Source organism: Corynebacterium frankenforstense DSM 45800 (genome assembly GCF_001941485.1).
GTDB classification, from domain to species: Bacteria; Actinomycetota; Actinomycetes; order Mycobacteriales; family Mycobacteriaceae; genus Corynebacterium; species Corynebacterium frankenforstense.
In genome coordinates, this window is the sequence record NZ_CP009247.1 from 268,827 (window position 1) to 295,791 (window position 26,965).

The following is a 26,965-nucleotide window of genomic DNA, read 5'->3' on the forward strand; positions in this document are numbered from 1 at the left end:
GCCGGCGCAGCCGGGTGGGGCCGCGTCGCGCAGCGCAGGCGGGTGCGGGGACCGCGCGGGCTCTAGCGCGCGGCGTCGTCAAGCAGGTCGCGTCGCGCGCGGGCGACGCGGGAGCGCACGGTGCCGATGCGCACGCCGGTGATGCGGGCGGTCTCCTCGTAGGAGTAGCCGAGCACCTGGGTGAGCACCAGGGCCTCGCGGCGCTCGGCGGGGAGGGCGTTGATGCGCTCGCGCACGTCGAGCCACTCCGACCAGCTGGTGTCGGAGGCGCCGGGGGCGGGGCGGGTCTGTGCGGCGTCCTCGTACTCGGTGGCGGACTTGCGCGGGCGGGCCATGTCGTGGCGGATGTTGTCCACCCACACCCGGCGGGCGATGGCGAGCAGCCAGGTGCGCGCCGAGGAGTTCGCGGCGAAGCGGGGGAGCGCCCGCATGACGCGCAGGTAGGTCTCCTGGGTCAGGTCGTCGGCGGTGTCGGTGTCGCCGAGGTGGGCCAGAAGGCGCCAGACGTCGGACTGGGTGGCGCGGATGAACTCCGTGAGCGCGCGGCGGTCGCCCCGGCCGGCACGCAGCGCCAGGTCGGTGACGTGCGCGTCGTCGCTCTCGGAGTGGTGCCTCACAAACGACAACGTTACCAGCGGCGTTGCCGCCCACTTCGGCCTGTGAGACGGTGTGCGGGGAAGGGGGCGCGCGGGGTGCGCGAGGGGGTGTGCACCCGGCGGCTATCCGAAAGTTTGATCTTCCTTGCCTTACTGGCGAGGGGTCGCGGGCGTGGATAGAATCGGCAATGAGCTATTAATCACGGCCCATTACTAAAAGGGAGGCTATCAGTCATGGCTCTTGACAAGAACGCTTCGACCGAAGACATCGTCACCAACGGCATGTCGCCCAACGTCGAGGGTGCGACCCGCCGCGAGAACGGTGCCCCGGTCCCCTCCGAGAATCTCTCGGTGACCGCCGGCCCGCAGGGCCCCACCGTCCTCAACGACATCCACCTCATCGAGAAGCTCTCGCACTTCAACCGCGAGCGCGTCCCGGAGCGCAACCCGCACGCCAAGGGCAACGGCGCCTTCGGCGAGCTGCACGTCACCGAGGACGTCTCGCAGTACACCAAGGCCGCGATCTTCCAGCCGGGCACCGTCACCCCGATGGCCGCCCGCTTCTCCACCGTCGCCGGCGAGCAGGGCTCCCCGGACACCTGGCGTGACGTGCACGGCTTCGCCCTGCGCTTCTACACCAGCGAGGGCAACTACGACATCGTCGGCAACAACACCCCGACCTTCTTCCTGCGCGACGCCGTGAAGTTCCCGGACTTCATCCACTCGCAGAAGCGCCTCGGCGGCTCCGGCCTGCGCGACGCCGACATGCAGTGGGACTTCTGGACCCGTACCCCGGAGTCCGCGCACCAGGTCACCTACCTGATGGGCGACCGCGGCACCCCGTCCTCCGAGCGCACCATGAACGGCTACGGCTCCCACACCTTCCAGTGGATCAACGCCGAGGGCACCCCGGTGTGGGTCAAGTACCACTTCATCTCCCAGCAGGGCGTCCACAACTTCACCGACGCCGAGGCCGAGGAGATGGCCGGCAAGAACGCCGACCACCTGCGCGAGGACCTCTACAACGCCATCGAGGCCGGCGACTTCCCGAAGTGGGACGTCTACGTGCAGATCATGCCGTTCGAGGACGCGGAGAACTACCGCTTCAACCCGTTCGACCTGACCAAGACCTGGTCGAAGAAGGACTACCCGCGCATCAAGGTCGGCTACTTCGAGCTGAACCGCAACCCGGAGAACTTCTTCGCCCAGATCGAGCAGCTGGCGCTGGACCCCTCCAACCTGGTGCCCGGCATCGGCCTGTCCCCGGACAAGATGCTGATGGGCCGCATCTTCGCCTACGCCGACGCGCAGCGCTACCGCATCGGGCCGAACTACCGCATGCTGCCGGTCAACCAGTCCCGCGTGCCGCGTAACACCTACCAGCACGAGGGCCCGATGGCCTACAACTACAACGAGACCTCTCACCCGACCTACTCGCCGAACAGCTCGCCGATCCAGGCCGGCTACCTCGACGACGGTGAGACCTCCTCGTCGAACCACACCAGCTACGGCCAGGCCGAGGACGTCTACGTCAACCCGGACCCGCACGGCACGGACCTGACCCGCGCCGCCTACGTCAAGCACGAGGACGACGACGACTTCCTGCAGGCCGGCATCCTCTACCGCGAGGTGCTCGACGACGACGCCAAGGAGCGTCTGGCCGACAACATCACCAACGCGATGGTCGGCGTGCGCCCCGAGACCGAGGAGCGCTGCTACTGGTACTGGAGCAGCGTCGACGAGAACCTGGGCAAGCGCGTCAAGGAGCTCTTCGCCGAGAAGAAGTAGCCTGCACGCCACCCTGACCATTTCCCGGTCGATCACGGTCCCACCGAGGTGAGACCTCTCCGGCCCCGACGGCGAGAACCGCCGCCGGGGCTTTTTCACGCCTCCGGGGCGCTGACCGGCGGGCCTGAAAGCCCGAGCGTCCGTGACTACGCTCGGGGCCGCACGGGGTCGAAGGACCCCGCGGAAGTTAGCGCAGAACCACACAAACCAAAGACAAGGAGCACTAAACCATGGCAGAGAAGGTCTACTCCCAGACGGTCACCTCCACCGGCGCCGGCCGCGACGGCCACGTCAAGGGCGACGGCGGCATCGACTTTGACGTGACCGCCCCCAAGGGCGACGGCGTCAACCCCGAGTCCCTCCTGGCCGCCGCCTGGGCCGCCTGCTTCAACGGCGCCCTGCAGAAGACCATGGGCGAGGCCGGTGTGGACGTCGAGAAGCACACCCCGACCGTCGACGCCGAGGTCACCCTCAACACCGTCGAGAGCGGCTTCCGCCTCAGCGGCAAGATCACCGCCCGCTTCGCGAACGCCGGCGAGCTGGACAACGCCCAGGAGCTCGTCGACAAGGCCGACGCCTTCTGCCCGTTCTCCAAGGCGCTGCGCGGTGACATCGACATCGAGGCCGTCGCCGAGTAAGTGACACCGGCGCCGGTGCGTCGGCGGCCCTGACCGGTCGCCGTCGCACGCGCCGACCGGACATGCCGGCCGGCAGACACCGGCCGCAGGCCACTGCGCGCCGCGGGCGCGCAGAGCACAGAAACCGCCCCGGTCCCCGCAATGGGGGACCGGGGCGGCGTCGTCAATGGGGAAGTGGACCCACCTACCGCTTGGTCGAGACGTCCCGGTGGTCCACGCCGGCGCGCTCGTCGACGACGGTGACGCCGTAGATCGAGCGGCCGATGTAGTAGCTGCCCACGGCCGCGATCAGCCACAGCCCCGCGATCGCGATGACCGCGCGGACGATGTTGTTCGCGTCGAGCTCGCCCAGGGAGGCGTCGTGGATGACCTTGGCCACCAGCAGGATCGGCAGGGCCACCGAGGTGGTGGGCCCGAGCACGTTGACCCGGGTCAGGGCGTCGGGCGCGCGCCACAGGGCGAAGGCCGTGGCCACCACCAGCAGGGTGGCCAGGACGACGAGGACGCTGACGATGATCTCAACGACGGACACGGCACATCACCTCCTGCCCCGCGAGATCATGCGGGACATCGACAGGGTGGGCAGGACACCGCCGGCGAGGGCGGCGAGGATCGCGATCTCGTAGGCGATCGAGGTCTGGTTGGCGAAGGTCCAGATCAGGAAGATCGCCAGCATGCTGTAGAAGACCATGTCCGCGAGCACGGCGCGGCTGAGCACGTCGCGGGTGACCAGGATGAGCACCAGCGCGGACAGCAGCGCGAGGGCGCAGACGACCCCGCAGACGAGGAGTACGACGGAAAACGCGCTCATCGGCGTCCGCCTCCTTTCCGGTTGTCGGCCCCGGCCTCGGCGCGCGACGCGCTCGCGCCGCGCGTGGCCGGGTACTCGTAGCGGGATTCGTCGAGGGTCTCGGTCGGGCCCTGGCCGGGCACGCCGTGGTCGATGTCCTTCACGCGCGGGGCCAGGCGGGCCTCCATGTCGGCCAGGCTGGCGACCACGTCGGCCGGGTCCGAGCCGAAGACCGCCTGGACCAGCAGGGTGCGCGGCTCACCGGGGGCGGTGGGCTCGCGCAGACCCAGCGAGAGGGTCGCCGGGGTGACGGTGATCGAGGAGGTGAAGAAGAAGATCTCCCACGGCCCGGTCACGCGCAGCGGGTAGCGCACCACCACCGGGTCGAACCCGGAGCGGGGCTTGACCGCGGCGAGCGCCAGGGTGAAGCCGCTGACCAGGATCTCCTTGATCAGCCAGAGGGTGTAGCCGATGACGTGCATGGTTTACCTTCCTCCCTGCAGATCGGTCATGTCCGGAACGCCCACCGGGTCCTCACCGAGGACCGCGGACTGGTAGGCGTCGACGTCCAGCAGCGCGCCGGTGGCGGTGCGCGTGGCGTCGATGAGCGGGCCGGCGAAGATGAACATGCCCACGGAGATGACCATGAGCACCGCCGGCGGGGCGATCAGGCTGCCCCGGATGCGCAGGTCCTCCGGCATGTCCTGCATCGGGCGACCCCAGAAGACGTGGCGCCAGACGCGCAGCATGCTCAGCAGCGCACCGAAGGAGGCGAGGATGACCGCGGCGATCGCGGCCCAGGCCCACCAGCTGCCGTCGCGGGCGATCTCGACGACGACGAAGACCTTGCCCCACAAGCCGGAGAACGGCGGGAAGCCGACCACCGAGTAGGCGCCCGCGGCGAAGACCGCCGCGAGCAGCGGGTCGCGCCGCGCGATGCCGGAGACCTTGCGCAGCATGCCCGAGCCGTAGGTCTCCTCGACCGTGCCCGTGGCCAGCACCAGCGAGCCGATGGTGACCATGTGGTGCAGCGCGTAGATCAGGCCGGCGGCCAGGGCGCGCTGCGGGTCGTCGGTGGCGAAGGCCAGCATGACCAGGATGAACGGCATGCCGTTGACCATCTGGTAGGCCAGCACACGCCGGATCGAGTTCTCGGCCAGGCCGGCGAAGCCGCCGATGAGCATCGAGACGATCATCACGACGACGATCAGGCCCTTCCAGCGGTCCTCGAGGTCGAAGACGACCACGAAGATGCGGTAGAGCATGTAGACCGCGACCTTGGTGTGCAGGCCGGAGAACAGCCCCATCACCGACGCCGAGCCACCCGGGTAGGTGCGCGGCAGCCAGGTGTGCACGGGGAAGACGCCGGCCTTGGTGGCGATCGCGAGGACCACCACGCCCATGGCCACCACCGCCGGGCCGTTGCCCGCGGCCACGCCGCGCAGCGCGGCGAGGTTGACGGAGCCGACGACGCCGTAGACGAAGCCGACGCCGATGACCAGCATCGTCGAGGCGGTCAGGTTGACCAGGACGAAGGTGCGCGCCGAGGCGATGCGCGACCACGTGCCCGTCATGGCGATCAGGCCGTAGGACGGCAGCAGCATCACCTCGATGAACACGAAGAAGTTGAACAGGTCCGCGGTGATCAGCGCGCCGTTGACGCCGGTGACCAGCATCAGGCTCAGCGCCGGGTAGTAGCGCGACCGGGTCTCACCGACGACGGTGGCGAACCAGTTCGCGCTGACGGCGACCAGCCCCGTGGCGATGATCATCACCGCGGAGAAGGCGTCGACGGCGAACGGGATGGCGATGCCTCCGGTGAACAGGCCCACGTTGTGGGCCAGCGGGCCGTTGGCCGCGGTGTGGGAGAACAGCGCCACACCGGCGAGCACCCCGCAGGCGGGGACGACGATGTGCAGCAGGTCGCGGACCCACTTCCACGGCGCCATGACCGCCAGGGCGGAGGAGACGAGGGGCACCGCGACGAGCAGCGGCAGCAGGATGTCGGGCTGGTTCACCGGCGGGCCTCCTTCCAGATCGTGGTCTTGCGTTTGTTCGCCGCGCGCCGGGCGTGCTCGCCGCGGGCGAAGTCCTCGTCGGACTGCACGCCGCGGCCGAGCGTCGACAGCGGCGAGGGGTACGGGTCGGGGCCGCGCTCGTCGTCACCGGCGGCGACGCTGTCGCCGACCGCGGTGTCGTCGCTGCGGCCGAGGGAGGCCAGCGTGAGCATGATCGTCGCCGTGGCCATCGAGATCACGATGGCCGTCAGGACGAAGGCCTGCGGCAGCGGGTCGGCGGCGTCGGCGAGGTCCGCGCGGTCGGGGAAGGCCTCCCCGCGCCAGGCGCCCACACCGGCGGCGAGCAGCGTCAGGTTGCCCGCGTGGCCGATCAGCTGCATGCCCAGCACGAGGCGCACCATGCCGCGCTGCTGGACCAGGTAGACCCCGCCGGCGACGAGGACGGCGATGGACAGTGCCATGAGCATCGGTCAGTCCTCCTTGTTCTTGTCGTTGACGGTCTCGGTCCCGGTCCCGGTCTCGGCGGGCGAGCCCTCGTGTTCGGTGACCCAGTCGCGCAGCTTCGCGCGGTCCGGTCCCGGGTCCTCCGGGTCGGGGTTCGGCTCGATCGGCTCGGGGAAGAACTCCTCGGGGGCGAGCACCGCGGTGACGGCACCGCCCGGGGCGGCCTCCGCCTGCGTCGCGGCGTCGTCAAGCAACGCCTGCTCCCACGCGCGGGTCTCCGCGTCCGTCGGGGTGTGCGGCAGCGGGCCGTCGGAGCGCATGTAGTCGAGCTCCTCCTGGGCCAGCGCGCCCGGGCGCAGGTAGCCGCCCAGCGAGTTGATCGCGGAGGTCAGCATGCCCAGCACGGCCAGGTAGATGCCGCCGTCGAAGATCAGCGAGGTCGTCAGGTGCTCGCCGAGGATCTCGCCGTAGATCGGCTTGAGGAAGCCGCCCTCGGCGTAGCCGACGAAGCCGGCCGTCAGCGCGGTGACGATGCCGATGCCGGTCAGCCAGAACGGGGTCGAGGGACGGAAGACGATGGAGTCGCGGCCCTTGGCCATGTAGGCCATCATCACCGCGGCACCGGCGATCAGAGCGGCGACGAAGCCGCCGCCCGGGTCGTTGTGGCCGCGCATGAAGACCAGCACGGACAGCACCGCCAGGACGGGGACCACCAGCTGGAAGCCCTTCTTCAGCGGCAGCGAGTTCAGCTGCGACTGGCCGAAGGGCGCCGGGCGGGTGCCGCGGTCGAACGGCGAGGACGGCACCGAGGCGCAGACCGCGGCGATGACGATCGCGGCCATGCCCAGCACCGAGAGCTCGCCGAGGGTATCCAGTGCACGGAACTCGACGATGATCGCGGCGACGATGTTGTTGCCGCCGGTGATGTCCGGGGCGTTGTCCAGGTACCACTGGGCCAGCTCGGACTTGCCGTGGCGGCCCATCAGCGTGAACACGCCGAGGAAGGCGGTCAGGCCGGCGAGCAGCGCGATGACCGCGGAGCGGATCTGGCGGCGGCGCGGCACCTTCGGGAACAGCCGCGGCTGGTAGCGCACGACCATCATGATGATGACGGCGACCAGGGCCTCGACCAGGAACTGCGTCAGTGCGACGTCGGGGGCGCCCAGCAGCAGCATCTGCAGGGTCATGCCGACGCCGGCGGTGCTGATGAAGACCGCGCCGGCGATGCGGTTGCGGTTGGTCACCAGGCCGACCACCGAGAGCACGATGATCAGCATCGGGGCGAGGTCGATCCAGTGGTCGACGCCCTCGGCGCGCGGGGCCATCGGCACGCCGTCGATGCCGTCGGTGCCCAGCAGGGTGACCGCCATGATCGTGATCAGGGCGACCATCGGCCAGACCAGGTGGCGGCCCGGCGACAGCGAGTTGGCCATGGCGCCCATTCCGCGGCCGCAGGCCTGCAGGCCCTTCTGCAGGGCGGCGAGCAGGTCGTTGCCGGTGGCCGGGAGGACCTCGCGGTTCTCGATCCTCGGCCAGATGCGGCCGCGGACGACCACACCGATGACGCCGAGGACCAGGACGCTCAGCGAGATGACCAGCGGGGCGTTGACGCCGTGGAAGAGCGCCAGGTGGGTGGAGCTCTCCACGCCGATCGCGGCGGTCACGGCGTCGACCGGGCCGTCGAGCAGGCCGGCGGTGAAGCCGAGCGGGACGGCCATCAGGCCGGGCACGGCCGCCGGCAGCCAGAGGGCGACCGGGGCCTCCTCGACGTCGGAGAAGTCGCGGTCGTTCTCGGCGGGGTCGATGAACGCGCCGAAGACGAGCTTGGCCGAGTAGGTGAAGGTCAGCAGGGCGGCCACGCCGGCGACGATCAGCAGGATCCACTGGCCGGCCGCGCCGATCGGGGCCTCCTCGAAGGCGGTGAGCATGCCCTCCTTGGAGATGAAGCCGAACAGCGGCGGCACGGCGGCCATCGAGGCGGCGCCGACGACCATGCAGCCGAAGGTCCACGGCATCCGGCGCCACAGCACACCCAGGCGGCGCGAGTCACGCGTGCCGGCCTGGTGGTCGACGACGCCGATGAGCATGAACAGCGAGGACTTGAACAGCGCGTGGGCCAGGGTGTGCACCACGGCGGCGGCCAGCGCGAAGCCGGTACCCACGCCGATGGTGGTCACGATCCAGCCGAGGTGGCTGACCGTGGAGTAGGCCGTCAGGTGCTTCAGGTCCGTCTTCTGCACGGCGAAGAACGCCGAGACCAGCGCCGTGGTCATGCCCACGACGATGAGCAGCCAGTTCCACACGGCGACGTCGTGGAAGACCGTGGAGAAGCGCAGCAGCAGGTAGACACCGGCCTTGACCACGGCGGCCGCGTGCAGGAACGCGGAGACCGGCGTGGCGGCGGCCATGGCCTCCGGCAGCCAGAAGTGGAAGGGCAGCTGGGCGGCCTTGGTGAACGCGGAGACCGCGATGAGCACGGCCAGCGTGCCGGTCAGGCCCGGGCGCTGCGCCCACACGTCCGAGGCGAGGATGCCGGACAGGCTGGTGGTGCCCGCGGCCGTGGCGGACACGGCCAGGGCGGCCAGCAGGGTCAGCCCGCCGAAGAAGGTCAGGATCAGGGTGCGCATGGAGCCGGCCTCGCCGCCCGAGCCCGAGCGGGCGATGAGCATGAACGAGGCGATGGAGACCAGCTCCCAGCCGACGAAGAGCACGGTGACGTCGTCGGCGAGCACCAGCAGGACCACGGCCAGCGTGAACGCGGTCATCAGCGTGTAGAAACTGATGTTGCCCTGGTGGCGCGGCAGGTAGGCGGCGGAGTACATGAACACCACCGCGCCGATGATCAGCGCCAGCAGGGCGAAGAATGCGCCGAGGGCGTCCGCGCGCAGCGCGAACCCGGCGTCGAGTCCGCTGCCGAGGAAGTCCGGCACCCAGGTGTGGTGGACGGTGAGGGCCTCACCGTCGAGGATGGCCGGCAGCTCCCGGCCGAGGACGAACGCCCCCGCCAGCAACAGGAGCGCGAGCGGCCAGCCCGCATATCTGTCCATGGCACGCACCAGCGGCGGTGAGGCTGCCACCGCCACCGCGACCAGGGCGACTACGACGACCAGCGTCATGCGTTACCCCAAGTTTCCAGCCTCCCGCCCAGCACTTTCACAGGCGGGCGTCATGGAGGCATGATCGACATTTGAACCGTCTTCACGTTATCAGGGCACAACTACCTCGTCCCAGTTGACGGTGTGGCTCCGGCTATGGCGCGAGCTGCACGGATAGGGTCAGGACATGACCACTCTGCGCAGCCGGATACTTGCACTGCTGGCACTCGTGCCGCTCCTCATCGGCGCCGTGATCGTCCTCCTGGGCATGACGGTGGACCGTTCCTGGTCCGCCGCCGGCGAGGAGTCGCCCGCCGGCGCCCCCGTCGCAGCCGCCCCGGGTGGCGCCGACGCCGCGCAGATCGCCCAGGCGCAGAAGGCCGCCGCCAACGCCTCCGCCCAGGCCGGGATGCTCTCCACCGGCACCGGCCAGCTCGCCGAGGGCACCGGCAAGCTACGCGAGGGCGCCGGCGAACTCGGCGGCGGGGTGCGCGACGCCCAGGACGGCGCCCGGCAGCTCTCCGAGGGCATGCAGCAGCTGCAGGCCGCCACCGGCCAGCTCGGCGGCGGCGCCACGGAGCTCGCCGACGGCGTCGGCGGCGCGGTCGACCAGGTCGTGGGCCTGGGCGCGGTGCAGGGCCAGCTGCTCGAGGCCGTGGACAACCTCGACCGCGAGCTGGCCGCCTCGAGCGACCCGCGCGCCGGGGACCTGCGCGGTCAGCTCGGCGACTTCCGCCGCCAGGTGGAGAACGTCGACTTCGGCGGCGAGATCACCTCGCAGCTGACCCGCCTCAAGGACGGTTCCCGCGAGCTGGCCAACCAGCTGGCCGTGCCCGGCTACGGCTACCACGACGGCATCTACCAGGCCACCGAGGGTGCCAAGCAGCTCGACCAGGGCCTCGGCCAGCTCGGCGGCGGCGTCGACGAGGCCGTCGGCGGTGTGAACCAGCTCGACGACGGCGCCAAGCGCGTCGACGGTATGGCCGCCACCAACAAGGACCGGGTCAACGACGTGCGCCGCGCGCTGCCGGCCACGCAGGCCGCCGGTACCGCCCAGGGTGCCGAGGCCACCGGGGAGGAGGCCGCGACAGGCTCCTCGCTCGCCCCGATCTACGCGCTGCTCATCGGAGCGCTCGCCGCGCTCGGCGGCCTGGCCGCCGGGCTGATGTACCTGGCCCGCGGCCGCGAGGCCTGGCTGGTCGGCGCCGGCGCGGTGCTCTCGGCCGCGGCGCTGTTCTGGGTGCTCTCCGGCGCGGGCGTCGTCGCGGTGCTCGCCGCGGCCGGCGTCCTGGCGCTGCTCACGGCCGCCTCGGCGGCGGTGGCGCTGGTCGGCGTCGTCGCGCTCGGCCGCACGGTGGCCGCCCCGCTGCTCGTGGTCGCGGCCGTGGTCCAGGTCGGCCTGGTCGGCTGGGTCTGGAAGACCGCCGCCAGCTCCGACCCGACGATCGTCTGGCAGGCCGTCTCCGGCATGACCCCGCTGCACTGGGGCACCGGCGCGCTGACCGCGGCGGGCAACGGCGCGGACGCCACCGTGGCCTGGACGGGCGCGGCGATCCTGGCGGCCGTGCTGGTGCTGGCCTGGCTGTCGCTCGGTTCCGCGCGCCGCGAGCCGGCCTACGTCGGCGGCGCCGGCGTGCACGCTTCGCGTGAGGGCGGGCGCTACTACCGCAAGTCCGCCGACGCCTCCGGGGACGGGTTCGACGAAGAGATTGACGACGCCGCGCGTGACGACGTCGCCGCCGACCGTGCCGTCGGCGCGGGTGCCGCGGGTGCGGGTGCCGCGGGTGCTGCTGGCACGGGCGCTGCCGGCACCGGCGCGGACGACCGCGACGAGGACGAGCTCGCCGAGGAGTACGAGGAGATCGAGGGCGACCCCGCCGACGACGAGGTCACCTACATCGGCGACGGCTACATCGACGCCGACGACGGACGGGACCTCGACCGGAGCTCTGATCGGGACTCTGACCGGGGTACCGCGCCCGTGGACCCGTCGACCGACCCCGAGGGCTTCCCGGCCCAGGGCGGGACGGCCGAGTCCCGCGAGGTCGCGGACGAGGACGTGACTCCGGGGAGCGAGGCCAAGCGCGACCGCAGGCGGCGTTCCTACCGTCGCTGGTTCCGGCGCTAGGACCGGCGGCCGCCCCGCGCATGAGTGAGGCCCCGGTCGCGGCGGATCATCTCCGCTGCGGCCGGGGCCTCTCGCATGGTCGGGATAACAGGATTTGAACCTGCGACCTCCTCGTCCCGAACGAGGCGCGCTACCAAGCTGCGCCATATCCCGTGGTGCCCGGATTACTGTAGTGCACCCCGCCCGGAATTCAAAAACGGCAGCTCAGCCGCGTCGCTCCGTGATCTTCAGTAGCGTGGCCGAGGGCCGGCAGAACAGGCGCACCGGCGCGTACTTCGAGGTGCCCAGGCCGTTGGAGACGTGCAGCGGCATCCCGTCGAACTCGGAGAGCCCGGCGGCCCGCTTCGGGTCGATGCCCGAGTTGGTCACGATCGCGTGCCCGCCCGGCAGGCAGATCTGCCCGCCGTGGGTGTGCCCGGCCAGCGCCAGCTGGTAGCCGTCCGCGGCGAAGCGGGAGAGCACCCGGGGCTCCGGGGCGTGCAGCAGCGCGAGCGCGAGATCCGAGTCCGCGTTCGGGGCACCGGCGATCTCGTCGTAGTCGTCGAGGTCGTGGTGCGGGTCGTCCACGCCGGCGGCGGCGATGCGCACGGGGCCGACCTTGAACTCGTGGCGCGCCTGGTTGGCGTCGCGCCAGCCGTGCTCGAGGAAGGCGGCGCGCATGTCGCGCCACGGCAGGTCGACGTAGCTGGGCTCGCGCTTGGCGCCGGTCAGGTACTTCGCGGGGTTGACCGGGCGCGGCGCCCAGTAGTCGTTGGTGCCGAAGACGAACAGGCCCGGCCGGGCCAGCAGCGGGCCGAGCGCGCGCAGCACGTCGGGCACCGCGCGCTCGTCTGAGAGGTTGTCGCCGGTGTTGACCACGAGGTGCGGGTCGAGCTCGTCGAGGGCGTTCAGGAACGCCGTCTTGGCCTCCTGACCCGGGATCATGTGCAGGTCGGAGACGTGCAGCAGGCGGAACTCGCCGGTGCCGCGCAGCGCCCCGGGCTCGAGGATCGGCAGTTCGTGGGTGTGCAGCTCGAAGCGCTCGAGCTCGCTGTACCCCCAGGCCAGAGTGCCGGCGCCGGCGGCCGCCGCGGCCCCGGCCAGCGGCAGGACGGACTTGAGTACGTGCTTCACATTTCCCTTCACCGGTCTCACCCTACCGACCACGGGGTAGCGTGATGGCCATGAGTGAACTGAAGAACCAGATGCGGTCCGACCTCAAGGACTCCATGAAGGCCAAGGACAAGCCGCGCACCGCGGCCCTGCGTATGCTGCTCGCCGCCCTCCAGGAGGAGGAGACCAAGGGCAGCAAGCACGAGCTGACTGACGCCGACGTGCTCGCCGTCGTCGCCCGCGAGATCAAGAAGCGCCGTGAGTCCGCCGAGGTCTACGCCGACGCCGGCCGCCAGGAGCTGGCCGACTCCGAGCTGGCCGAGGCCGAGGTCTTCGAGGCCTACCAGCCCGCCCAGCTCGACGACGACGAGCTGGGCGAGCTCGTCGACGCCGCGGTGGCCGCCGTCGCCGAGGAGACCGGCGAGGCCCCCACGATGAAGCAGATGGGCCAGGTCATGAAGAAGGCCAAGGCCGACGCCGCCGGCCGCGCCGACGGCAAGCGCCTCTCCGAGGCCGTCAAGGCCCGCCTGCAGGGCTAGGCGCCGCCCGCGCCGCCGTGAGCTCGCGGGACCGGCGGCCGGTGCAGGGCACACAGCCCACTGCCGGTGGCCGGAGCTGAGCTCACCGTGTGCCGCCGGGGACAACGACCAGGGCCCGGGCACCCCGTGTGGGGTGTCCGGGCCCTCGGCGTGGGGGAGCGGCGGATCAGAGACCGAAGGCGCCGCGCAGGTCGTTGGTGAAGTTGTCGATGTCCTCCTGGCGCACGCCCGGGATGACCTCCTCACCGCCGGCGGGCGCGCCGCCGTCCGGGGCCTCGGGGGAGGCCGGGGCCGCGTTCTGCCCGCCCGAGGGGGCGGAGGGCTGCGGGGCCGGGGCCTGTGACTGGCCGAGCGGTCCGGAGCCGCGGCGGTAGCGGTCGCTCGCGCCGCCGCCCAGGTTGCCCGAGGCGGCCGCCGGCACGCGGTTGGCCATGGCGAACCACGTCTCGGCCGGCTCGTCGCCGCCGTACATGTTGCCGCCGCCGCACTGCTGGGCCGGGTGCGAGCACAGCGGGGTCGTCGAGGTGCCGTCGTTGTAGATGTAGGGGGCGGCGGCCAGCCCGGAGTTGAAGCCGATGAAGGCCGCGGACTGGTGCGACTCGGTGGTGCCCGTCTTCGAGGCCACCGGCGCGCGCCAGCCGGCCGCCGAGGCGGCGTCGGAGGCGGTGCCGGACTTCGGGTCCTCGGACATGCCCTCCATCAGGGCGTTCGCCGTGGCCTGGTTGAGCACGTCCTCGCACTCCGGGCGCTCGATGTAGACCTCGTTGCCGTCCTCGTCGATCAGGGCGTCGATCGGGTTGGGCTCGCACCAGCGCCCGCCCGAGGCGATCGAGGCGCCCGTGTTCGACAGCTCCAGGGCGTTGACCGCGGTCGGGCCCAGGGTGAAGGAGCCCAGGTTGGCCTTCTTCATGTAGTCGGCCACCGAGTTCTCCTCGTCCCAGCTGCCCGGGGTGGCGTAGCTGCGCAGGCCCAGCTTGACGGCCAGGTCCACCACCGGTTCCACGCCGACGCGGTCGATGAGCTGCACGAAGGTGGTGTTCGGCGACTGGGCCAGCGCGTCCTTGAGCGTCAGGGCGGACTTGTAGCTGCCCGCGTTCTCCACGCAGTAGGTGTTCGGCGGGCAGCCGGCCGCGCCGCCGGAGCCCATGCCGGTGGCCTCGTAGCGGGTCGGCACCGGCAGCACGGTGTCCAGGCCCATGCCCTTGTCGAGGGCGACGGCGGCGGTGAAGATCTTGAACACGGAACCGGCGCCGTTGCCCACCATCGTCGAGGGCTGCGGCAGCATCGTCTCGCCGGCGTCGAGGTCGAGGCCGTAGTCGCGCGAGGAGGTCATCGCCCGGATCGGACGGGAGTCACGCCCGGGCTCGACGACGTTGAGCACCTCGGCGACACCGGGCTGCTTCGGGTCGACGTTCGAGGTCACCGCGTCGTGGGCGGCGTCCTGGACCTGCGGGTCGAGCGTGGTGCGCACCGTGTAGCTGCCGTGGGTGAGCATCTCGTGCGAGATGCCCTTGGACTCCAGGTAGGTCAGCGCGTAGTCGCACATGAAGCCGCGGTCCCCGGCGCTGATGCAGCCGTTGGGCAGCCCGATCGGCTCCTCGACCACGCCGAGCGGCTCGGCCTTGAAGGACTCGGCGGAATCAGTGTCGAGCGCGCCGTAGTCCACCATCGAGTCGAGCACCGTGTTGCGGCGCTCGATCACGGCGTCGGGGTTGGTGTAGGGGTCCAGCCAGGAGGAGGACTGCACGATGCCGGCGAGCATCGCGGCCTGGGGGACGGTGAGCTCCGCGGCCGTGGAGTCGAAGTAGGTGCGGGCGGCGGCCTCGACGCCGTAGGCGCCGTTGCCGAAGGAGACCAGGTTGAGGTAGCGCGTGAGCACCTCGTCCTTGCTGAGCACCTTGTCCAGGTCCGAGGCCATGCGCATCTCACGCAGCTTGCGGGGGATGGAGGTCTCGGTCGCCGCGGCGCGTTCCTCGTCGGTGTCGGCGTCGACGAGCAGCAGGTGGTTCTTCACGTACTGCTGGTTGAGCGTCGAGGCGCCCTGCGCCACCCCGCCGGAGACGAAGTTGGCGGCCATCGCGCGGACGGTGCCCTGCAGGTCGACACCCTCGTGCTCGTAGAAGCGACGGTCCTCGATCGAGACGATGGCGTCCTTCATCGGCTGTGCGATGCGGTCGCCGGGCACCTGGTAACGACGCTGGTCGTAGATCCAGGCGATCGGGTTGCCGTCGACGTCGGTGACCGTGGTGACCCCGGGCGCGGAGCCGTCGGTCAGGTCGGCGAGGTTGGATTCCATGGTCTCGCTCGTCCGGGCCGCGGCCAGGCCCGCGACCCCCGCGGCCGGCGAGAGCGCCACGGCCGCGAGTACGGCCGCGAGCAGGGCGCCGCCGAGGAGGGTGAGCAGGGAACGTGAGGTAGACACGGACCCAACATTACGGGGTGCGGCGGGAAAGAAGTAGGTGTGGTCGCCCCCATTTATGTGACCTAGTCGACAAACGGTCATTCGCGTGAGTACACTTACAAAAACGTTAGCGACTCCGCTTCAAAGAGGAGGGACTATGACCACCGCAACACCGACCCGGAGTGAGCGTGCACTCGGCGTGGACGAGTTCCTGGGCACCGAGAGCGGGAAGACGCCTGCCGAGGCCGTGCAGGACCGTGGCACCTGGGTAACCAGTGCCAAGTGCCGGGGCATCGACCCCGAGACCCTGTTCGTGCGGGGCGCCGAGCAGCGCAAGGCCGCGACCTTCTGCCGCGGCTGCCCGGTCCAGCAGATGTGCCTGGCTGACGCGCTGGACAACGGCGTGGAGTTCGGCGTGTGGGGCGGGCTGACCGAGCGTCAGCGCCGCGCCCTGCTGCGCAAGAACCCGCAGATCGACGACTGGGCCGACTACCTCGCCAACGGCGGGGAGCTCATCGGCATCTGAGCCGCCCGGTCGGAAAGGGGTCGGCCGGAGAAGCCCCTGGCCAGGTGGCCCCGGCCGGAACGGGGCCGCCTGGAAGGGCTGAAAACTCAGGCCAGCCAGTCGTTCGGGCTGAACAGCTCGAAGTGCACCGCCACCGGTGCCGCCTCGCCCTGGAGCTCCGCCAGGGCCGCCCGCAGCGACTGCAGGAAACCGGTGCCGCCGCACAGGTAGACGTCCGCGCCGGCGGGCACCTCCGCCGCGACGTCGATGCGCTCGCCGGCGTCCCGGTAGAACGTGCGCAGCTCGCCGTGGCCGAGCTGCTCGAGAGCGGCGCGGGTCTGGCCGTACTGCGCGTGGGTCTCGCGCGAGTCGTCCGCGTGCAGGACGAGCACCTGCCGATCCGAACCCGTGCGCGCCAGGTGGGTGAGGATGCCGACCATCGGGGTGGAGCCGATGCCGGAGGAGATGAGCACGACCGGGGCCTCGGTCGACTCGTCCAGGGTCAGGTCGCCGGCGGCCAGCGTGGCCTGCACGGTGTCGCCGACGGCGACGTGGTCCTGCAGGTGCTGCGAGACCTCGCCGTCGCGCTCGACGGCGATCCGGTAGTGCCCGGCGTCGCCGTCGATGATGGAGTACTGCCGCAACTGGCGCGCGCCGTCGTCAAGCACCACACCGACCGACGTGTACTGTCCCGGCAACGGCGAGCTGAGCTCGCCGGAGAGCTCGAAGGCGGAGACGGTCTCGCTCAGCTTCTCGACCCCGGTGACCGTGACCTCGCGGAAGACCTCGCCGGGGGTGACGCCGTCGGAGGAGTAGAGGGCGGACTCGTGGTCGATGAGCACGCGGGCCATCAGCCAGTAGACCTCGTCCCAGGCCTCCTCGACCTCGGCGGTGAAGGTGTCGGCGCCGAGGACCTCGCGGATCGCGTCGAAGAGGTGCTTGCGCACGATCGGGTACTGGTCCTCGACGATGCCCACGGAGACGTGCTTGTGCGCGATGCGCGAGAGCATCGTGACCGGGTCCGGGGCCTCCGGGTCGACGAGCATCGTCGCGAAGGTGGCCACGGAGGCCGCCAGCGCCTTCTGCTGCGCGCCGGAGTGCTGGTTGCCGCGGTTGAAGGTGTCGCGCAGCAGCTCGGGGTGCGCGGAGAACATGCGGTGGTAGAAGGTCTCGGCGATGGTGCCGATGTTCTCGCCGACGGCCGGCAGCGTGGCGGAGACAATCTCCTCGTGCTCCGGGGTCAGGTGGGCGCGGGTGGTCGGTTGGTCGGAGACGTGCATGACTGTTCCTCGGGTCGGGGACGGTGAAGTGGGCGGGAAACCCGCCTCCATTGATACGCCTGTATCCGTGGTTATTGCAGATCGGGGGATGGGTCCGCGCGGTACGCCCAGTTCAGAGGGGTCACGGCGGCGGGTGCGGCGAAGGTGAGGCCGGGGTAAGTACAGTGGTCGCCATGACCACTTGGGAATACGCCACCGTGCCGCTTCTGACCCACGCGACCAAGCAGATCCTCGACACCTGGGGCGAGGACGGCTGGGAGCTCGTCACCGTCATGCCCGGGCCGAACCCGGAGAACGTCGTCGCCTACCTGAAGCGTCCGAAGGAGGACGCATGAGCACCGTCTCCGAGCGTCTGAGGGAGCTCGGCATCGAGCTGCCGGCCGTCGCCGCGCCCGTGGCCGCCTACGTGCCCGCGCTGCGCGTCGGGGACCAGGTCTGGACCTCCGGCCAGCTGCCCTTCATCGACGGCAAGCTGCCGGCCACCGGCCAGGTCGGCGCCGAGGTCGACGCCGACCAGGCCGCCGACCTCGCGCGCACCGCGGTGCTCAACGCGCTGGCCGCCGTCGACTCCGTCGTCGGCGTCGACCACGTCACCCGCGTGCTCAAGATCGTCGGCTTCGTCTCCTCGGCCGCCGACTTCCACGGCCAGCCCGGCGTGGTCAACGGCGCCTCCGAGGTCATCGGCGAGATCTTCGGTGACGCGGGCGCGCACGCTCGCAGCGCCGTCGGCGTCGCCGAGCTGCCGCTGGACTCGCCGGTCGAGATCGAGCTCATCGTCGAGGTCGACTGATAATTCCAGGTCCGCCCGAATTTCCAGGCCCGTCCGGGCACGCTAAGCTGGGGGACATGCAGCATCCTGCCTACAGTCAGCTGCGGCCGGTGACCGACTCCGCCGCCGTCGTCCTGTGCACCAACCCCAGCTACGCCGCGCTGGAGGGCACCAACTCGTGGATCGTGCGCCGTGAAGGTGACGAGCGCGCGATCGTCGTCGATCCGGGCCCCGAGGATGAAGGCCACCTCAATGTCCTGCACGCCAAGGCGGGCGAGGTGGCCCTCATTCTTCTCACCCACCGCCACCCGGACCACGCCGACGGCGCGCACCGCTTCCGGCAGCTGACCGGGGCACCCGTGCGGGCCTTCGACGCCCGCTACTGCCACGGCGCCGACCCGCTGACCGACGGTGAGACCATCTCCGTCGACGGTGTCACCCCGCGGCTCGAGGTCGTGCACACCCCCGGCCACACCGCGGACTGCACCTGCTTCTTCGTCTGGTCCGGTGAGCCGGGCGAGTCCACGCTCGAGGGCATCATCACCGGCGACACCATCGCCGGGCGCCACACCACCATGATCTCCGAGACCGACGGCGACCTCGGCGACTACCTGCAGACGCTGGAGATGCTGGAGCGCCGCGGCAAGGACGTCGCGCTGCTGCCCGGCCACGGCCCGGACAACCCGGACCTCTCGCAGTTCGCCCGCAAGTACATCGACCGCCGCAACTACCGCCTCGACCAGATCCGGGAGATCTGGAAGGAGCGCGGCCGCGACCTCGAGATCGACGAGCTGGTCAACCTCATGTACGACGACGTCGACCCCGTGCTGCGCGGCGCCGCCGAGCAGTCCACCCGCGTCGCCCTGCGCTACCTGAACGACCATCCCGAGCAGGTCTAGTCCGGCCACGCGGCGGCGCCGATGCGCCGTCCCCCACGGCGTGACGGCGCTGACTGGCCGCCGCCAGTACCGCGAGCCGCGGCCGGCGCGCCGCATGGCGTAGCCGCCGGCGGCGCGGCACGGCGGCGCCGACGGCGACCGACGCGACGTCGGCAAGTAACGGCAAGTAAAAGGAGCGGGCCCCGGAACGAATCCGGGGCCCGCTCTCTTACTGTCCGCGCCTAGCGCGCGCGGCGGGCGAGGTGCTCGGTGTCGACGATGAGCACCGACTTGCCCTCCAGGCGGATCCAGCCGCGGTGGGCGAAGGTGGCCAGCGCCTTGTTCACGGTCTCGCGGGAGGCGCCGACGAGCTGGGCGATCTCCTCCTGGGTCAGGTCGTGGTTGACGCGCAGGGCGCCACCCTCCTGGGTGCCGAAGCGGTTGGCGAGCTGCAGCAGCGTCTTGGCCACGCGGCCGGGGACGTCCGTGAAGATGAGGTCGGCGAGCGAGGCGTTGGTGCGGCGCAGGCGGCGAGCCAGCACGCGCAGCAGCTGCTGGGCGATCTCCGGGTGCTCGGAGACCCAGCGGCTCAGCATCGCCGAGTCCATGGTGGCGGCGCGGACCTCGGTCACGCAGACGGCGGAGGAGGTGCGCGGACCCGGGTCGAAGATGGACAGCTCGCCGAACATGTCGGACGGACCCATGATCGTCAGCAGGTTCTCGCGGCCGTCGGAGGCGTGGCGGGCCAGCTTCACCTTGCCGGCGGTGATGATGTACAGGCGGTCACCGGGCTCGCCCTCGTCGAAGATCGTGGTGCCGCGGGGGAACCGGACCGTCTCCATGTCCTTGATCAGGTTGTTGACGGCGGTCGCGTCAACGCCCTGGAAAATGCCCGCGCGGGACAGGATCTCCTGAACGCCTTCCACAATGAACTCCTCAATAAATATCTGTTTCTCAACGCAACCGTTTCCGGCACTGCCGTGTGGCGGGTTCCTCCCGCGCTTCGTGTCAGTCGGGCGTGAGCGGAAGTAGGTTGCAGGGGCAGGTGCACGTCCGGGTACACCCTACCGTCAGGTCGGTCACACCGCCAGGTTTTACGCTGGCCGGTCACATGCAACTGAATGAATTTCTCGGCGGCCCGGGCATTCGGTTCTGGCCGTGCAGTCCAGAGTCTCTCCGGTCAGGCCGGTGCCTCTGTCGAGCCCGCGCTGGCGGACCCGGTACTGAAGGCGGCGCGCTCGAGCTGTTCCAGTCCGAGGGCGAACACCCCCAGCAGACACGGTGCGACAAATGCGGCGACGATGGACATGACTCCCAATACTACAGAAGAGTGGCACGCGATACCAAGAAAACGGGCACCCGAATTTGGTGGAACATTGTTCAGTTCTAGACCAAAAAGCATGGTCAGAGCCGATCGGGGCCATTGGTCAGGCCTGTGGGGGTACAACATTCGTGTCCGTTCATGCCCGATTATGCGGTGGTCAGACCTCCCGTGGCTGCCCACGTGTGCCCGGTAGGATGGCGTCCGTGTCCACCACCGCCCGCTCTGGCTCCCTGACCCCGCGCAAGCGCCGGCGCCCGGGCGCGCACCCGGCCGCCCGCGGTCGCGAGACCGACCTCGGCCGCACCCGCAGGGCCCGCCGCATCAACCGCACGCTCGCCGCCGTCTACCCCGACGCGCACGCCGAGCTCGACTTCCGCGACGCCTTCGAGCTGCTCGTGGCCACGGTGATGTCCGCCCAGACCACCGACGTGCGCGTCAACTCCGTCACCCCGGCGCTCTTCGCCCGCTACCCGGACGCGGCCGCGCTGGCCGCCGCCGACACCGCCGAGGTCGCCGAGATCATCCGCCCCACCGGCTTCTACCGCGCCAAGGCCCGCAACATCGTCGGCCTGTCCCAGGCACTCGTCGCCGAGCGCGGCGGCGAGGTGCCCCGGGACCTTGACGCGCTGGTGAAACTGCCCGGCGTGGGCCGCAAGACCGCGCACGTGGTCCGCGGCAACGCCTTCGGGCTGCCCGGCCTGACCATTGACACCCACTTCGGCCGGCTCGCGCGGCGCATGGGGCTGACGGAGCAGGAGGACCCGGTCAAGGTCGAGAGGGAGATCGCCGGGCTGATCGAGAAGAGCGAGTGGACGATGTTCTCCCACCGCATGATCTTCCACGGCCGCCGCGTCTGCCACGCCCGCCGCGCGGCCTGCGGCGCCTGCCCGGTCGCCTACGACTGCCCCGCCTTCGGTGCGGCCGGCCCCGTCGACCCCGAGGCCGCCGCCGAGCTGGTCAGCGGCGACAACCGGGAGCACATCCTGGCCATGGCCGGAATTTCCGACGCCCCGGTGGCCGACGCCGGCGGTACCGCCGACGTCGCCGGTGGCGTGGACGGAAGCACCGACGACAAGGAGGCCGCGCGATGAAACGACACCTTCTCGCCTACGTCATCGTCATCGTCGCCAGCGTGGCGTTGATCGCCGCGCTCGTGCCGCGCATGCAGTCCGCCGGCGACGGCGGTGCGGGCGACACCCCCGGCGCGGCCGGCCAGGCCGACCCGGCGAACCAGTCCGGCCCCGAGGGCCCGGGCGGCCCCGGCCCGGGTGACGCCGCCGGTGAGCGGGCGGACGTGCCCGCGCGCCCGGACTGCCCGGGCGCCACGGTCGCCGGCGTCGACCTCGACTGCCTGGGCGGCGCCGAATCCGACGGCGAGGTCTCCGCGGGCACGCCGACCGTGGTCAACGTCTGGGCCTGGTGGTGTGCGCCGTGCCGCGAGGAGCTGCCCGTCATCGCCGAGTACGCCGCCGCGCACCCGGACCACCGGGTCGTGGGCGTGCACGCCGACCCCGACGGCGCGCGCGGTGCCGCGCTGCTCGAGGAGCTCGGCGTGGACCTGCCCAGCTTCCAGGACGACTCGGGCGCCTTCCAGGGCGGCCTCTCGCTGCCGGCGGTCGTGCCCGTGACCCTGCTCGTCGAGGACGGCCAGGTGACGAAGACCCTGCCCAAGCCGTACACCTCGCTCGCCGAGCTCGAGGCGGACCTGGAGGCCTGATGGACTACCGCGACCCCGCGGCCGACTCTGCCGCCACCGATCCCGCCGCCACCGATCCCGCCGGCGCCGACCCCGCCGGCGCCGCGCCGCGCCCCGGTCCGGCCGCCGACCGGCCCGGCCACAACGTCACCCTGCGCCCGGAGGTCGCCCCGGACTGGATGCATCGCCTGGTCACGGGCCTCGACGGCGAGGGCGGCAGCCGCGAGGTGCGCCGCCTGCGCGAGCGGCTCACCGGCCGCGCCGGCGACGGTGACTCAGTGCGCCCGGCGGGGCGCACGGGACGTCGGCAAGCGGAGACCGCACGCGACACGCGCGGGGCGGCGGTGCTCGTCGCCGTCTCGGGCGAGACCGCCGCGGACGCCTCGGTGCTGCTCACGCACCGCTCGCCGCACATGCGCTCGCACGCCGGCCAGATCGCCTTCCCCGGCGGGCGCATCGACCCGGGGGACGCGGGCCCCGTCGACGCGGCGCTGCGCGAGGCCTGGGAGGAGACCGGTCTGGACCGCACCGCCGTCAGCCCCCTGGCCGAACTCGGTGCGGTGCCGGTCAGACGCACCGGCCGGCCCGTCCACCCCGTGCTGGCCTGGTGGCACACCCCGGCCGAGGTCGGGGTGGCCAGCCCCGCCGAGACCGACCACGTCTTCTCCGCCCCGATCGCCGAGCTCGTCGACCCCGGGCGCCGTTTCACCGTGGCCTGGGGGCCGTGGCGGGGACCGGCCTTCGCCGTCGAGGGCTACGTGGTCTGGGGCTTCACCGCCGCGGTGCTCGACGGCATGCTGCGCACCGCCGGCTGGGAGCGGCCGTGGTCGCAACGCCCCGCCCGGCCGCTGCGCGAGGCGCTGGCCGAGTCCCGCAACAACGAGACCCTCCGCTGAGCGGTGCCCTGAGCGGTGCGCTGAGCGGCGTGCTGAGCGCTGCGCCGGCCGGCGTGCTGAGCGTGCGCGTTCCCGCACCGGCCGGGGCGGTGGGCGAGCGCGCCGCGCGGGGGAGGGGCGCACACGGGGAGGACCCACACGCGGAGGCGTTAAGAGTAAGGTGACGGCAGTTAATCCGCACCCGACGCACGGACGAGGAAGTACAACCACGTGACAGCCGGACTCATCGTCGACGGTGTCGTCGTCATCGCCGCGCTCGCCGCGTTCATCACCGGCTGGCGCCAGGGTGCGACCACCTCGGTCCTGTCCACCCTCGGTGTCGTCTCCGGGCTCGTGGTCAGCGCCGGGCTGATCCCCGTCGCCCTGCGCCTGACGGATTCCGTCGGCCTGCGCCTGCTGCTGGCCGCGGCGATCCTCATCCTGTTCGTGGCGATCGGCAACGTCGCCGGCGCCGTGGTGGGCGGCCAGCTGCGCCGCTCGTTCAAGATGCGCTCCTCGTTGCGCATCGACTCCTGCATCGGCGCGTTCTTCCAGGCCGTCACGCTGCTCCTCGTCGCCTGGCTGGTCTCCCTGCCGCTGGCCGCGGGCCTCGGCGGGCGGGTGGCCACCGGCGTGCACAATTCGAAGGTGCTCTCCGGCGTCGACCGCGTCACCCCGCAGTCCTGGAACCAGCTGCCCAACAAGATCGCGGCGATGCTCAACGACTCCGGCCTGCCACCGCTGTCGCCCTTCGAGCCCGTCGACTCCCCCGAGGTCGAGGCCCCGCGCATCGAGGTGGAGAACACCGAGCTGGTGGAGAAGCTGCGCCCGAGCGTCATCCACGTCCTCGGCGACGCGGACAGCTGCCGGCGCCGCCTGCTCGGCTCCGGCTTCGTCGTCGGGCCCGACCACGTGATGACCAACGCCCACGTGGTCGCCGGCACCGAGACGGTGCGCCTGGACACGGTGCTGGGGCTGCGCGACGCCGACGTCGTCTACTACAACCCCGAGGTCGACATCGCCGTGCTCTACGCGCCCGACCTGGGCCTCGAGCCGCTGCAGTGGGCCGAGGAGCCGGCGATCACCGGCCAGGACGCGATCGTGATGGGCTTCCCGGCCTCCGGCCCCTTCGAGGCCGCGCCGGCGCGCATCCGCAGCAAGCTGACCATCGCCGGGCCGGACATCTACGCCACCGGGCGTGTCGAGCGCGAGGCCTACACCGTGCGCGGCACGATCCGCGAGGGCAACTCCGGCGGCCCGATGACGGACGCCGAGGGCAACGTCCTCGGCGTGGTCTTCGGCGCCAGCCTCGACGAGTCCGACACCGGCTACGCGCTCACCGCCGCCGAGGTGCACGCGCGCGTCGGCGACGTCTCCCGGCTGACCACGCCGGTGGGCACCGGCGAGTGCGTCGCGCACTGAGTCACGCGGGATTGACCGGGATTGACGACGCCCGCGCCGTGCGGCGTGGGCGGTCCCGTCGCCGCCGTCAGTCCAGCTCGTTGAGCCACGCGGCCACGGCCGCGGCGAAGGTCCCGGGGGCCTCCACGTGCGGCAGGCGCGCGGTGCCGGGCAGCTCGCGCACGTTCATCCGCGCGGTGCACCGTTTACGGGCGCGCCGGGCGAGGTGCCGGAAGGTCGGCCGGTCCGGCTGCAGGGCCAGCACGGGCACGGTCACCGGGGTGCCCAGCCACTTCGGGGGGACCACGCTGGTGGTCAGGCGCGCGTAGCGCGCCGCGCCCGGCAGGGCGGAGGCGATGCGCATGGCGCGCACCCGCAGGTCCAACGCGGCGTCGTACAGCGCGGTGCCGTGGAACTGCGGGGCGGTCCAACGGTCCAGGATGCGCCGCTGCAGCCAGGCGGCGAGGCGGTCCGGCAGGCGGTGCGCGCCGGGCAGGCGGGCGAGCCCCGCGCGCAGGTGGGCCGGGAGGAAGCGCACCGGGCGGGCGGCCATCGCCCGGCGCATGTCGACCGGGTGGGCGGCGGCGACGGAGACCAGCGCGCGGACCTGGCCGGGGTGCGCGGTGGCCGCGCACCAGGCCACGGCCCCGCCGGAGTCGGCGCCGACGAGCACGGCGTCATCGTGGCCGAGCACGCGGATCAGCGCGGTGACGTCGCCGACGGCGGTCAGCACGTCGAGCCCGGCGCCGGCCGGGGGCTTGTCCGACATGCCGTAGCCGCGCGCGTCGAGGGCGACGACGTGGAAGCCCGCGGCCGCGAGCGGCGCGAGCACGTCGCGGTAGTCGAACCAGCCGCCGAAGGCGTCGTGCAACAGGATGACCAGCGGGTCCTTGACGTCGCCCGCGGCGGCGACGTGCAGGCGCACCCCGCGCAGGTGCACGAAGCGGTGGGTGAAGGGCCCGGCCAGCTCGACGGTCGAGGGCGACAGGCCCCCGCCGGCGCCCGCACTCGCGGCGCTGGGCTGGGCGGGCACGGAAGAACCCCCGTCACCTGCGGCGTCGCGTGCTGCGGCCATGGTGCGGGGGCTCCGGCTGTTTTTCGGGGTCGGCTAGCTGTAGAGGCCGCGGTTGGCGCCCTCGAGCTTGTCCTGGGCCTTGCCCGGGACGAGGTTCTTCAGCTCACCGACGGAGTTGATGGTGCGCTTCGGTGCGCCCATCTTCTTGACCTTGCGCCAGCCGAAGAGCGCCAGGACGGCGGCGGTGGCCAGCATGATCAGGAAGACGATCAGGAAGCCGGCCCACCAGGGCAGCCAGACGGAGATCAGCGCGGCGAGGAAGAAGAAAAAGAAGAAGGAGCTGTACAGGGCGATCACGCCGGCGACCGAGAACAGTCCGCCGCCGATCGCGCCCTTCTTGGCCTCGGCGGCCAGCTCGGTCTTGGCCAGCTCCAGCTCGGAGCGGAACAGCGAGGACATCTGCGCGGTCGCGTTGCTGACCAGGGTGCCCACCGACTGCTGGCCGTTCGAGGCGTCGACGTCGCTCAGCGGAATGCTGTCGGCGCGCGGGGCGAAGTTGTCCGCGCCTTCGGTGAAGAGTCCGTCCTGCTTGCTCACGATTGGGTTCCTCCCGTTGGGGGTCTTTGTTCTCGGCCGGGGCCGGTGCCGCAGCTGATTCTAACGTTGTCGATGGTGCCACGGGCGGGGCGTCCGCGCGCCGTTGTCCCGCATCACTTTACGACCATGGTAGCCGTCACGTGGTCCGGACCGCGGGGGAAGGGCCCGCCCGGGCGGGTCGCGGGGGCCTCAGGATCCCGAGTCTCGCCCGCGCAGCAGCCACCAGCCGCCCACCGCGGCGGCGGCCACGGCGGCGACCACCCCGGTGCCGATGCCGACCTCGCGGGCGGTCGGCGCGGTGAACAGCGGCTCGGGGTCCTTGAAGGCGCGGATCTCCCAGCCCTCGGCCAGCGCGTGCTTCTTCAGTGCGCGGTCGGGGTTGACGGCCACGGGGTTGCCCACGGCCTGGAGCATCGGCAGGTCGGTCGCCGAGTCGGAGTAGGCGTAGCTGGCCGAGAGGTCGTAGTCGCGGCTGCGGGCCAGCTCGGCGAGCGCCTCGCCCTTGGCCTCGCCCTTGTTGTAGGAGAGGATCTCGCCGGTGTAGCGGCCGTCGCGGACCTCGAGCTCGGTGGCCACCACATCGGTGACGCCGAGCTCGGCGGCGATCGGACGGACCAGGTCGGCCGCGGAGGCGGAGACGATGACCACGTCGTGGCCGGCCAGCTGATGGAAGCGGATGAGCTCGCGGGCCTCGGCGTAGATGGTGGGCACGAGCACCGAGTGCAGGGTCTCCTCGGTGATCTGGCGGACCTCCTCGACGGACCAGCCGGCGATCAGCGCGGTCAGCTGGTCGCGAGTGGAGTCCATCTGCTCGGCGGACATGCCGGAGATCATGAAGTTGGTCTTGGCCAGGGTCATCTGCAGGGCCTCGACGGGGGAGATCAGGCCCTTGTGCATGAACTCGCGGCCGAAGGCGAAGGTCGACGATGTGGCGATGACGGTCTTGTCCAGGTCGAAGAACGCGGCCACCCGGCCGGCGCGACGGAGTGCCCCGCCCGCGTTCCTCTGCGTCGACGTCATGGGGCACAGTCTAGCCAGATTCACTCCGTCGACCGCGAAACGCCTGTGGCGTGTGGGGGCATTGTGGTTTTTGGGG

General features: G+C 71.4%; 27 protein-coding genes and 1 tRNA gene. 12 read left to right on the forward strand and 16 right to left on the reverse strand.

All coding sequences use genetic code 11. From position 1 onward, the window contains the following. Positions 1-62: 62 nt before the first annotated feature. Positions 63-617: an RNA polymerase sigma factor gene (locus CFRA_RS01085; RefSeq protein WP_075663091.1), complete on the reverse strand. Its 555-nt coding sequence runs from the start codon at positions 615-617 to the stop codon at positions 63-65. A gap of 261 nt (positions 618-878) precedes the next feature. On the opposite strand from CFRA_RS01085, the gene CFRA_RS01090 reads away from it, so the two are divergent. Further along, positions 879-2,384, forward strand: coding sequence for a catalase (locus CFRA_RS01090; RefSeq protein WP_075664780.1), 1,506 nt, complete (start codon positions 879-881; stop codon positions 2,382-2,384). A 230-nt stretch (positions 2,385-2,614) separates the two neighbouring features. Continuing rightward, the gene (locus CFRA_RS01095; protein WP_075663092.1) at positions 2,615-3,022 is read left to right on the forward strand and encodes an Ohr family peroxiredoxin; all 408 of its coding nucleotides are present in this window, start codon (positions 2,615-2,617) and stop codon (positions 3,020-3,022) included. A 184-nt stretch (positions 3,023-3,206) separates the two neighbouring features. Here CFRA_RS01095 and CFRA_RS01100 read toward each other — a convergent pair whose 3' ends face one another. Genes CFRA_RS01100 through CFRA_RS01125 form a run of 6 tightly spaced genes read right to left on the reverse strand, consistent with a single transcriptional unit; the run spans position 3,207 to position 9,390 of the window. Then, a complete protein-coding gene (locus tag CFRA_RS01100) occupies positions 3,207-3,554 on the reverse strand; it encodes a Na+/H+ antiporter subunit G (RefSeq protein WP_075663093.1) in 348 nt (115 codons plus the stop codon). Positions 3,555-3,560: 6 nt separating this feature from the next. Then, on the reverse strand, positions 3,561-3,833 hold the full coding sequence (locus tag CFRA_RS01105; RefSeq protein ID WP_075663094.1) for a cation:proton antiporter: 273 nt from the start codon (positions 3,831-3,833) through the stop codon (positions 3,561-3,563). Then, positions 3,830-4,294, reverse strand: a complete 465-nt coding sequence (locus CFRA_RS01110) for a monovalent cation/H+ antiporter subunit E (RefSeq protein ID WP_075663095.1) — start codon at positions 4,292-4,294, stop codon at positions 3,830-3,832. The genes CFRA_RS01105 and CFRA_RS01110 overlap by 4 nt, the downstream gene beginning before the upstream one ends. A 3-nt stretch (positions 4,295-4,297) precedes the next feature. Then, positions 4,298-5,830: a monovalent cation/H+ antiporter subunit D family protein gene (locus CFRA_RS01115; RefSeq protein ID WP_075663096.1), complete on the reverse strand. Its 1,533-nt coding sequence runs from the start codon at positions 5,828-5,830 to the stop codon at positions 4,298-4,300. After that, complete coding sequence (locus tag CFRA_RS01120) at positions 5,827-6,297, reverse strand: cation:proton antiporter subunit C (protein ID WP_075663097.1); 471 nt, start codon at positions 6,295-6,297, stop codon at positions 5,827-5,829. Before CFRA_RS01120 ends, CFRA_RS01115 begins: the two co-directional genes overlap by 4 nt. 3 nt (positions 6,298-6,300) lie before the next feature. After that, entirely contained in the window at positions 6,301-9,390 is a 3,090-nt protein-coding gene (locus CFRA_RS01125) for a DUF4040 family protein (RefSeq protein WP_075663098.1), read from the reverse strand. Between the two features lie 166 nt (positions 9,391-9,556). Between CFRA_RS01125 and CFRA_RS01130 the strand changes: the two genes are divergently transcribed. Beyond that, positions 9,557-11,497 (forward strand): hypothetical protein, encoded by a 1,941-nt coding sequence (locus tag CFRA_RS01130; RefSeq protein ID WP_156887927.1) that lies wholly within the window; start codon positions 9,557-9,559, stop codon positions 11,495-11,497. Between the two features lie 76 nt (positions 11,498-11,573). Here CFRA_RS01130 and CFRA_RS01135 read toward each other — a convergent pair. Further along, positions 11,574-11,650: transfer RNA gene (locus CFRA_RS01135), tRNA-Pro, on the reverse strand. A 51-nt stretch (positions 11,651-11,701) separates the two neighbouring features. Next, entirely contained in the window at positions 11,702-12,622 is a 921-nt protein-coding gene (locus CFRA_RS01140) for a metallophosphoesterase (RefSeq protein ID WP_075663100.1), read from the reverse strand. Positions 12,623-12,660: 38 nt separating this feature from the next. Between CFRA_RS01140 and CFRA_RS01145 the strand changes: the two genes are divergently transcribed. After that, positions 12,661-13,128 carry a GatB/YqeY domain-containing protein gene (locus CFRA_RS01145; RefSeq protein ID WP_075664781.1) on the forward strand — a complete coding sequence of 156 codons (468 nt, stop codon included), beginning with the start codon at positions 12,661-12,663 and terminating at the stop codon, positions 13,126-13,128. 166 nt (positions 13,129-13,294) lie between these two features. On the opposite strand, the gene CFRA_RS01150 is transcribed toward CFRA_RS01145, so the two are convergent. Then, complete coding sequence (locus CFRA_RS01150) at positions 13,295-15,550, reverse strand: transglycosylase domain-containing protein (protein ID WP_245797618.1); 2,256 nt, start codon at positions 15,548-15,550, stop codon at positions 13,295-13,297. 136 nt (positions 15,551-15,686) lie between these two features. Between CFRA_RS01150 and CFRA_RS01155 the strand changes: the two genes are divergently transcribed. Next, the gene (locus tag CFRA_RS01155; RefSeq protein ID WP_083666754.1) at positions 15,687-16,055 is read left to right on the forward strand and encodes a WhiB family transcriptional regulator; all 369 of its coding nucleotides are present in this window, start codon (positions 15,687-15,689) and stop codon (positions 16,053-16,055) included. A gap of 86 nt (positions 16,056-16,141) precedes the next feature. On the opposite strand, the gene CFRA_RS01160 is transcribed toward CFRA_RS01155, so the two are convergent. Next, positions 16,142-17,314 carry a globin domain-containing protein gene (locus CFRA_RS01160; RefSeq protein ID WP_075663101.1) on the reverse strand — a complete coding sequence of 391 codons (1,173 nt, stop codon included), beginning with the start codon at positions 17,312-17,314 and terminating at the stop codon, positions 16,142-16,144. A gap of 173 nt (positions 17,315-17,487) precedes the next feature. On the opposite strand from CFRA_RS01160, the gene sp36 reads away from it, so the two are divergent. The 3 genes from sp36 to CFRA_RS01170 are packed head-to-tail and all read left to right on the forward strand — an operon-like array spanning position 17,488 to position 18,982. Then, positions 17,488-17,649 (forward strand): Sp36 family protein, encoded by a 162-nt coding sequence (sp36, locus tag CFRA_RS11520; protein WP_169842156.1) that lies wholly within the window; start codon positions 17,488-17,490, stop codon positions 17,647-17,649. Beyond that, positions 17,646-18,104: a RidA family protein gene (locus CFRA_RS01165; RefSeq protein WP_075663102.1), complete on the forward strand. Its 459-nt coding sequence runs from the start codon at positions 17,646-17,648 to the stop codon at positions 18,102-18,104. The genes sp36 and CFRA_RS01165 overlap by 4 nt, the downstream gene beginning before the upstream one ends. Positions 18,105-18,160: 56 nt before the next feature. Next, on the forward strand, positions 18,161-18,982 hold the full coding sequence (locus CFRA_RS01170) for an MBL fold metallo-hydrolase (RefSeq protein WP_075663103.1): 822 nt from the start codon (positions 18,161-18,163) through the stop codon (positions 18,980-18,982). Positions 18,983-19,203: 221 nt separating this feature from the next. Here the strand turns inward: CFRA_RS01170 and glxR are convergent, their stop codons facing one another. Both glxR and CFRA_RS11960 read right to left on the reverse strand, forming a co-directional pair. After that, complete coding sequence (glxR, locus tag CFRA_RS01175; protein ID WP_075663104.1) at positions 19,204-19,887, reverse strand: CRP-like cAMP-activated global transcriptional regulator GlxR; 684 nt, start codon at positions 19,885-19,887, stop codon at positions 19,204-19,206. 254 nt (positions 19,888-20,141) lie between these two features. Then, positions 20,142-20,270, reverse strand: coding sequence for a hypothetical protein (locus tag CFRA_RS11960; RefSeq protein WP_281247458.1), 129 nt, complete (start codon positions 20,268-20,270; stop codon positions 20,142-20,144). Between the two features lie 218 nt (positions 20,271-20,488). Between CFRA_RS11960 and nth the strand changes: the two genes are divergently transcribed. From nth to CFRA_RS01195, 4 genes are all read left to right on the forward strand, one after another. Continuing rightward, a complete protein-coding gene (nth, locus tag CFRA_RS01180; RefSeq protein ID WP_415684444.1) occupies positions 20,489-21,376 on the forward strand; it encodes an endonuclease III in 888 nt (295 codons plus the stop codon). Beyond that, entirely contained in the window at positions 21,373-22,002 is a 630-nt protein-coding gene (locus CFRA_RS01185; RefSeq protein WP_075663105.1) for a TlpA family protein disulfide reductase, read from the forward strand. Before nth ends, CFRA_RS01185 begins: the two co-directional genes overlap by 4 nt. Positions 22,003-22,160: 158 nt before the next feature. Continuing rightward, positions 22,161-22,877 carry an NUDIX hydrolase gene (locus CFRA_RS01190; protein ID WP_156888027.1) on the forward strand — a complete coding sequence of 239 codons (717 nt, stop codon included), beginning with the start codon at positions 22,161-22,163 and terminating at the stop codon, positions 22,875-22,877. A 210-nt stretch (positions 22,878-23,087) separates the two neighbouring features. Next, complete coding sequence (locus tag CFRA_RS01195; RefSeq protein ID WP_075663106.1) at positions 23,088-24,278, forward strand: MarP family serine protease; 1,191 nt, start codon at positions 23,088-23,090, stop codon at positions 24,276-24,278. Between the two features lie 67 nt (positions 24,279-24,345). On the opposite strand, the gene CFRA_RS01200 is transcribed toward CFRA_RS01195, so the two are convergent. The 3 genes from CFRA_RS01200 to CFRA_RS01210 all read right to left on the reverse strand — a co-directional run bounded on the left by CFRA_RS01200 (position 24,346) and on the right by CFRA_RS01210 (position 26,889). Beyond that, a complete protein-coding gene (locus CFRA_RS01200) occupies positions 24,346-25,332 on the reverse strand; it encodes an alpha/beta fold hydrolase (RefSeq protein ID WP_083666757.1) in 987 nt (328 codons plus the stop codon). Between the two features lie 33 nt (positions 25,333-25,365). Continuing rightward, entirely contained in the window at positions 25,366-25,869 is a 504-nt protein-coding gene (locus CFRA_RS01205; RefSeq protein WP_075663107.1) for a phage holin family protein, read from the reverse strand. A 189-nt stretch (positions 25,870-26,058) separates the two neighbouring features. Beyond that, a complete protein-coding gene (locus CFRA_RS01210; protein WP_075663108.1) occupies positions 26,059-26,889 on the reverse strand; it encodes an HAD family hydrolase in 831 nt (276 codons plus the stop codon). Positions 26,890-26,965 lie beyond the last annotated feature (76 nt).

Coding starts and splice junctions, on each gene's coding strand:
- CFRA_RS01165 (WP_075663102.1), top strand. CDS start 17,646: ATGAGCACCGTCTCCGAGCGTCTGAGGGAGCTCGGCATCGAGCTGCCG.
- CFRA_RS01145 (WP_075664781.1), top strand. CDS start 12,661: ATGAGTGAACTGAAGAACCAGATGCGGTCCGACCTCAAGGACTCCATG.
- CFRA_RS01110 (WP_075663095.1), bottom strand. CDS start 4,294: ATGCACGTCATCGGCTACACCCTCTGGCTGATCAAGGAGATCCTGGTC.
- CFRA_RS11960 (WP_281247458.1), bottom strand. CDS start 20,270: ATGTCCATCGTCGCCGCATTTGTCGCACCGTGTCTGCTGGGGGTGTTC.
- CFRA_RS01130 (WP_156887927.1), top strand. CDS start 9,557: ATGACCACTCTGCGCAGCCGGATACTTGCACTGCTGGCACTCGTGCCG.
- CFRA_RS01155 (WP_083666754.1), top strand. CDS start 15,687: ATGACCACCGCAACACCGACCCGGAGTGAGCGTGCACTCGGCGTGGAC.
- CFRA_RS01185 (WP_075663105.1), top strand. CDS start 21,373: ATGAAACGACACCTTCTCGCCTACGTCATCGTCATCGTCGCCAGCGTG.
- CFRA_RS01200 (WP_083666757.1), bottom strand. CDS start 25,332: ATGGCCGCAGCACGCGACGCCGCAGGTGACGGGGGTTCTTCCGTGCCC.
- CFRA_RS01170 (WP_075663103.1), top strand. CDS start 18,161: ATGCAGCATCCTGCCTACAGTCAGCTGCGGCCGGTGACCGACTCCGCC.
- CFRA_RS01095 (WP_075663092.1), top strand. CDS start 2,615: ATGGCAGAGAAGGTCTACTCCCAGACGGTCACCTCCACCGGCGCCGGC.
- CFRA_RS01210 (WP_075663108.1), bottom strand. CDS start 26,889: ATGACGTCGACGCAGAGGAACGCGGGCGGGGCACTCCGTCGCGCCGGC.
- CFRA_RS01190 (WP_156888027.1), top strand. CDS start 22,161: ATGCATCGCCTGGTCACGGGCCTCGACGGCGAGGGCGGCAGCCGCGAG.
- CFRA_RS01125 (WP_075663098.1), bottom strand. CDS start 9,390: ATGACGCTGGTCGTCGTAGTCGCCCTGGTCGCGGTGGCGGTGGCAGCC.
- CFRA_RS01105 (WP_075663094.1), bottom strand. CDS start 3,833: ATGAGCGCGTTTTCCGTCGTACTCCTCGTCTGCGGGGTCGTCTGCGCC.
- sp36 (WP_169842156.1), top strand. CDS start 17,488: ATGACCACTTGGGAATACGCCACCGTGCCGCTTCTGACCCACGCGACC.
- CFRA_RS01120 (WP_075663097.1), bottom strand. CDS start 6,297: ATGCTCATGGCACTGTCCATCGCCGTCCTCGTCGCCGGCGGGGTCTAC.
- CFRA_RS01090 (WP_075664780.1), top strand. CDS start 879: ATGTCGCCCAACGTCGAGGGTGCGACCCGCCGCGAGAACGGTGCCCCG.
- CFRA_RS01160 (WP_075663101.1), bottom strand. CDS start 17,314: ATGCACGTCTCCGACCAACCGACCACCCGCGCCCACCTGACCCCGGAG.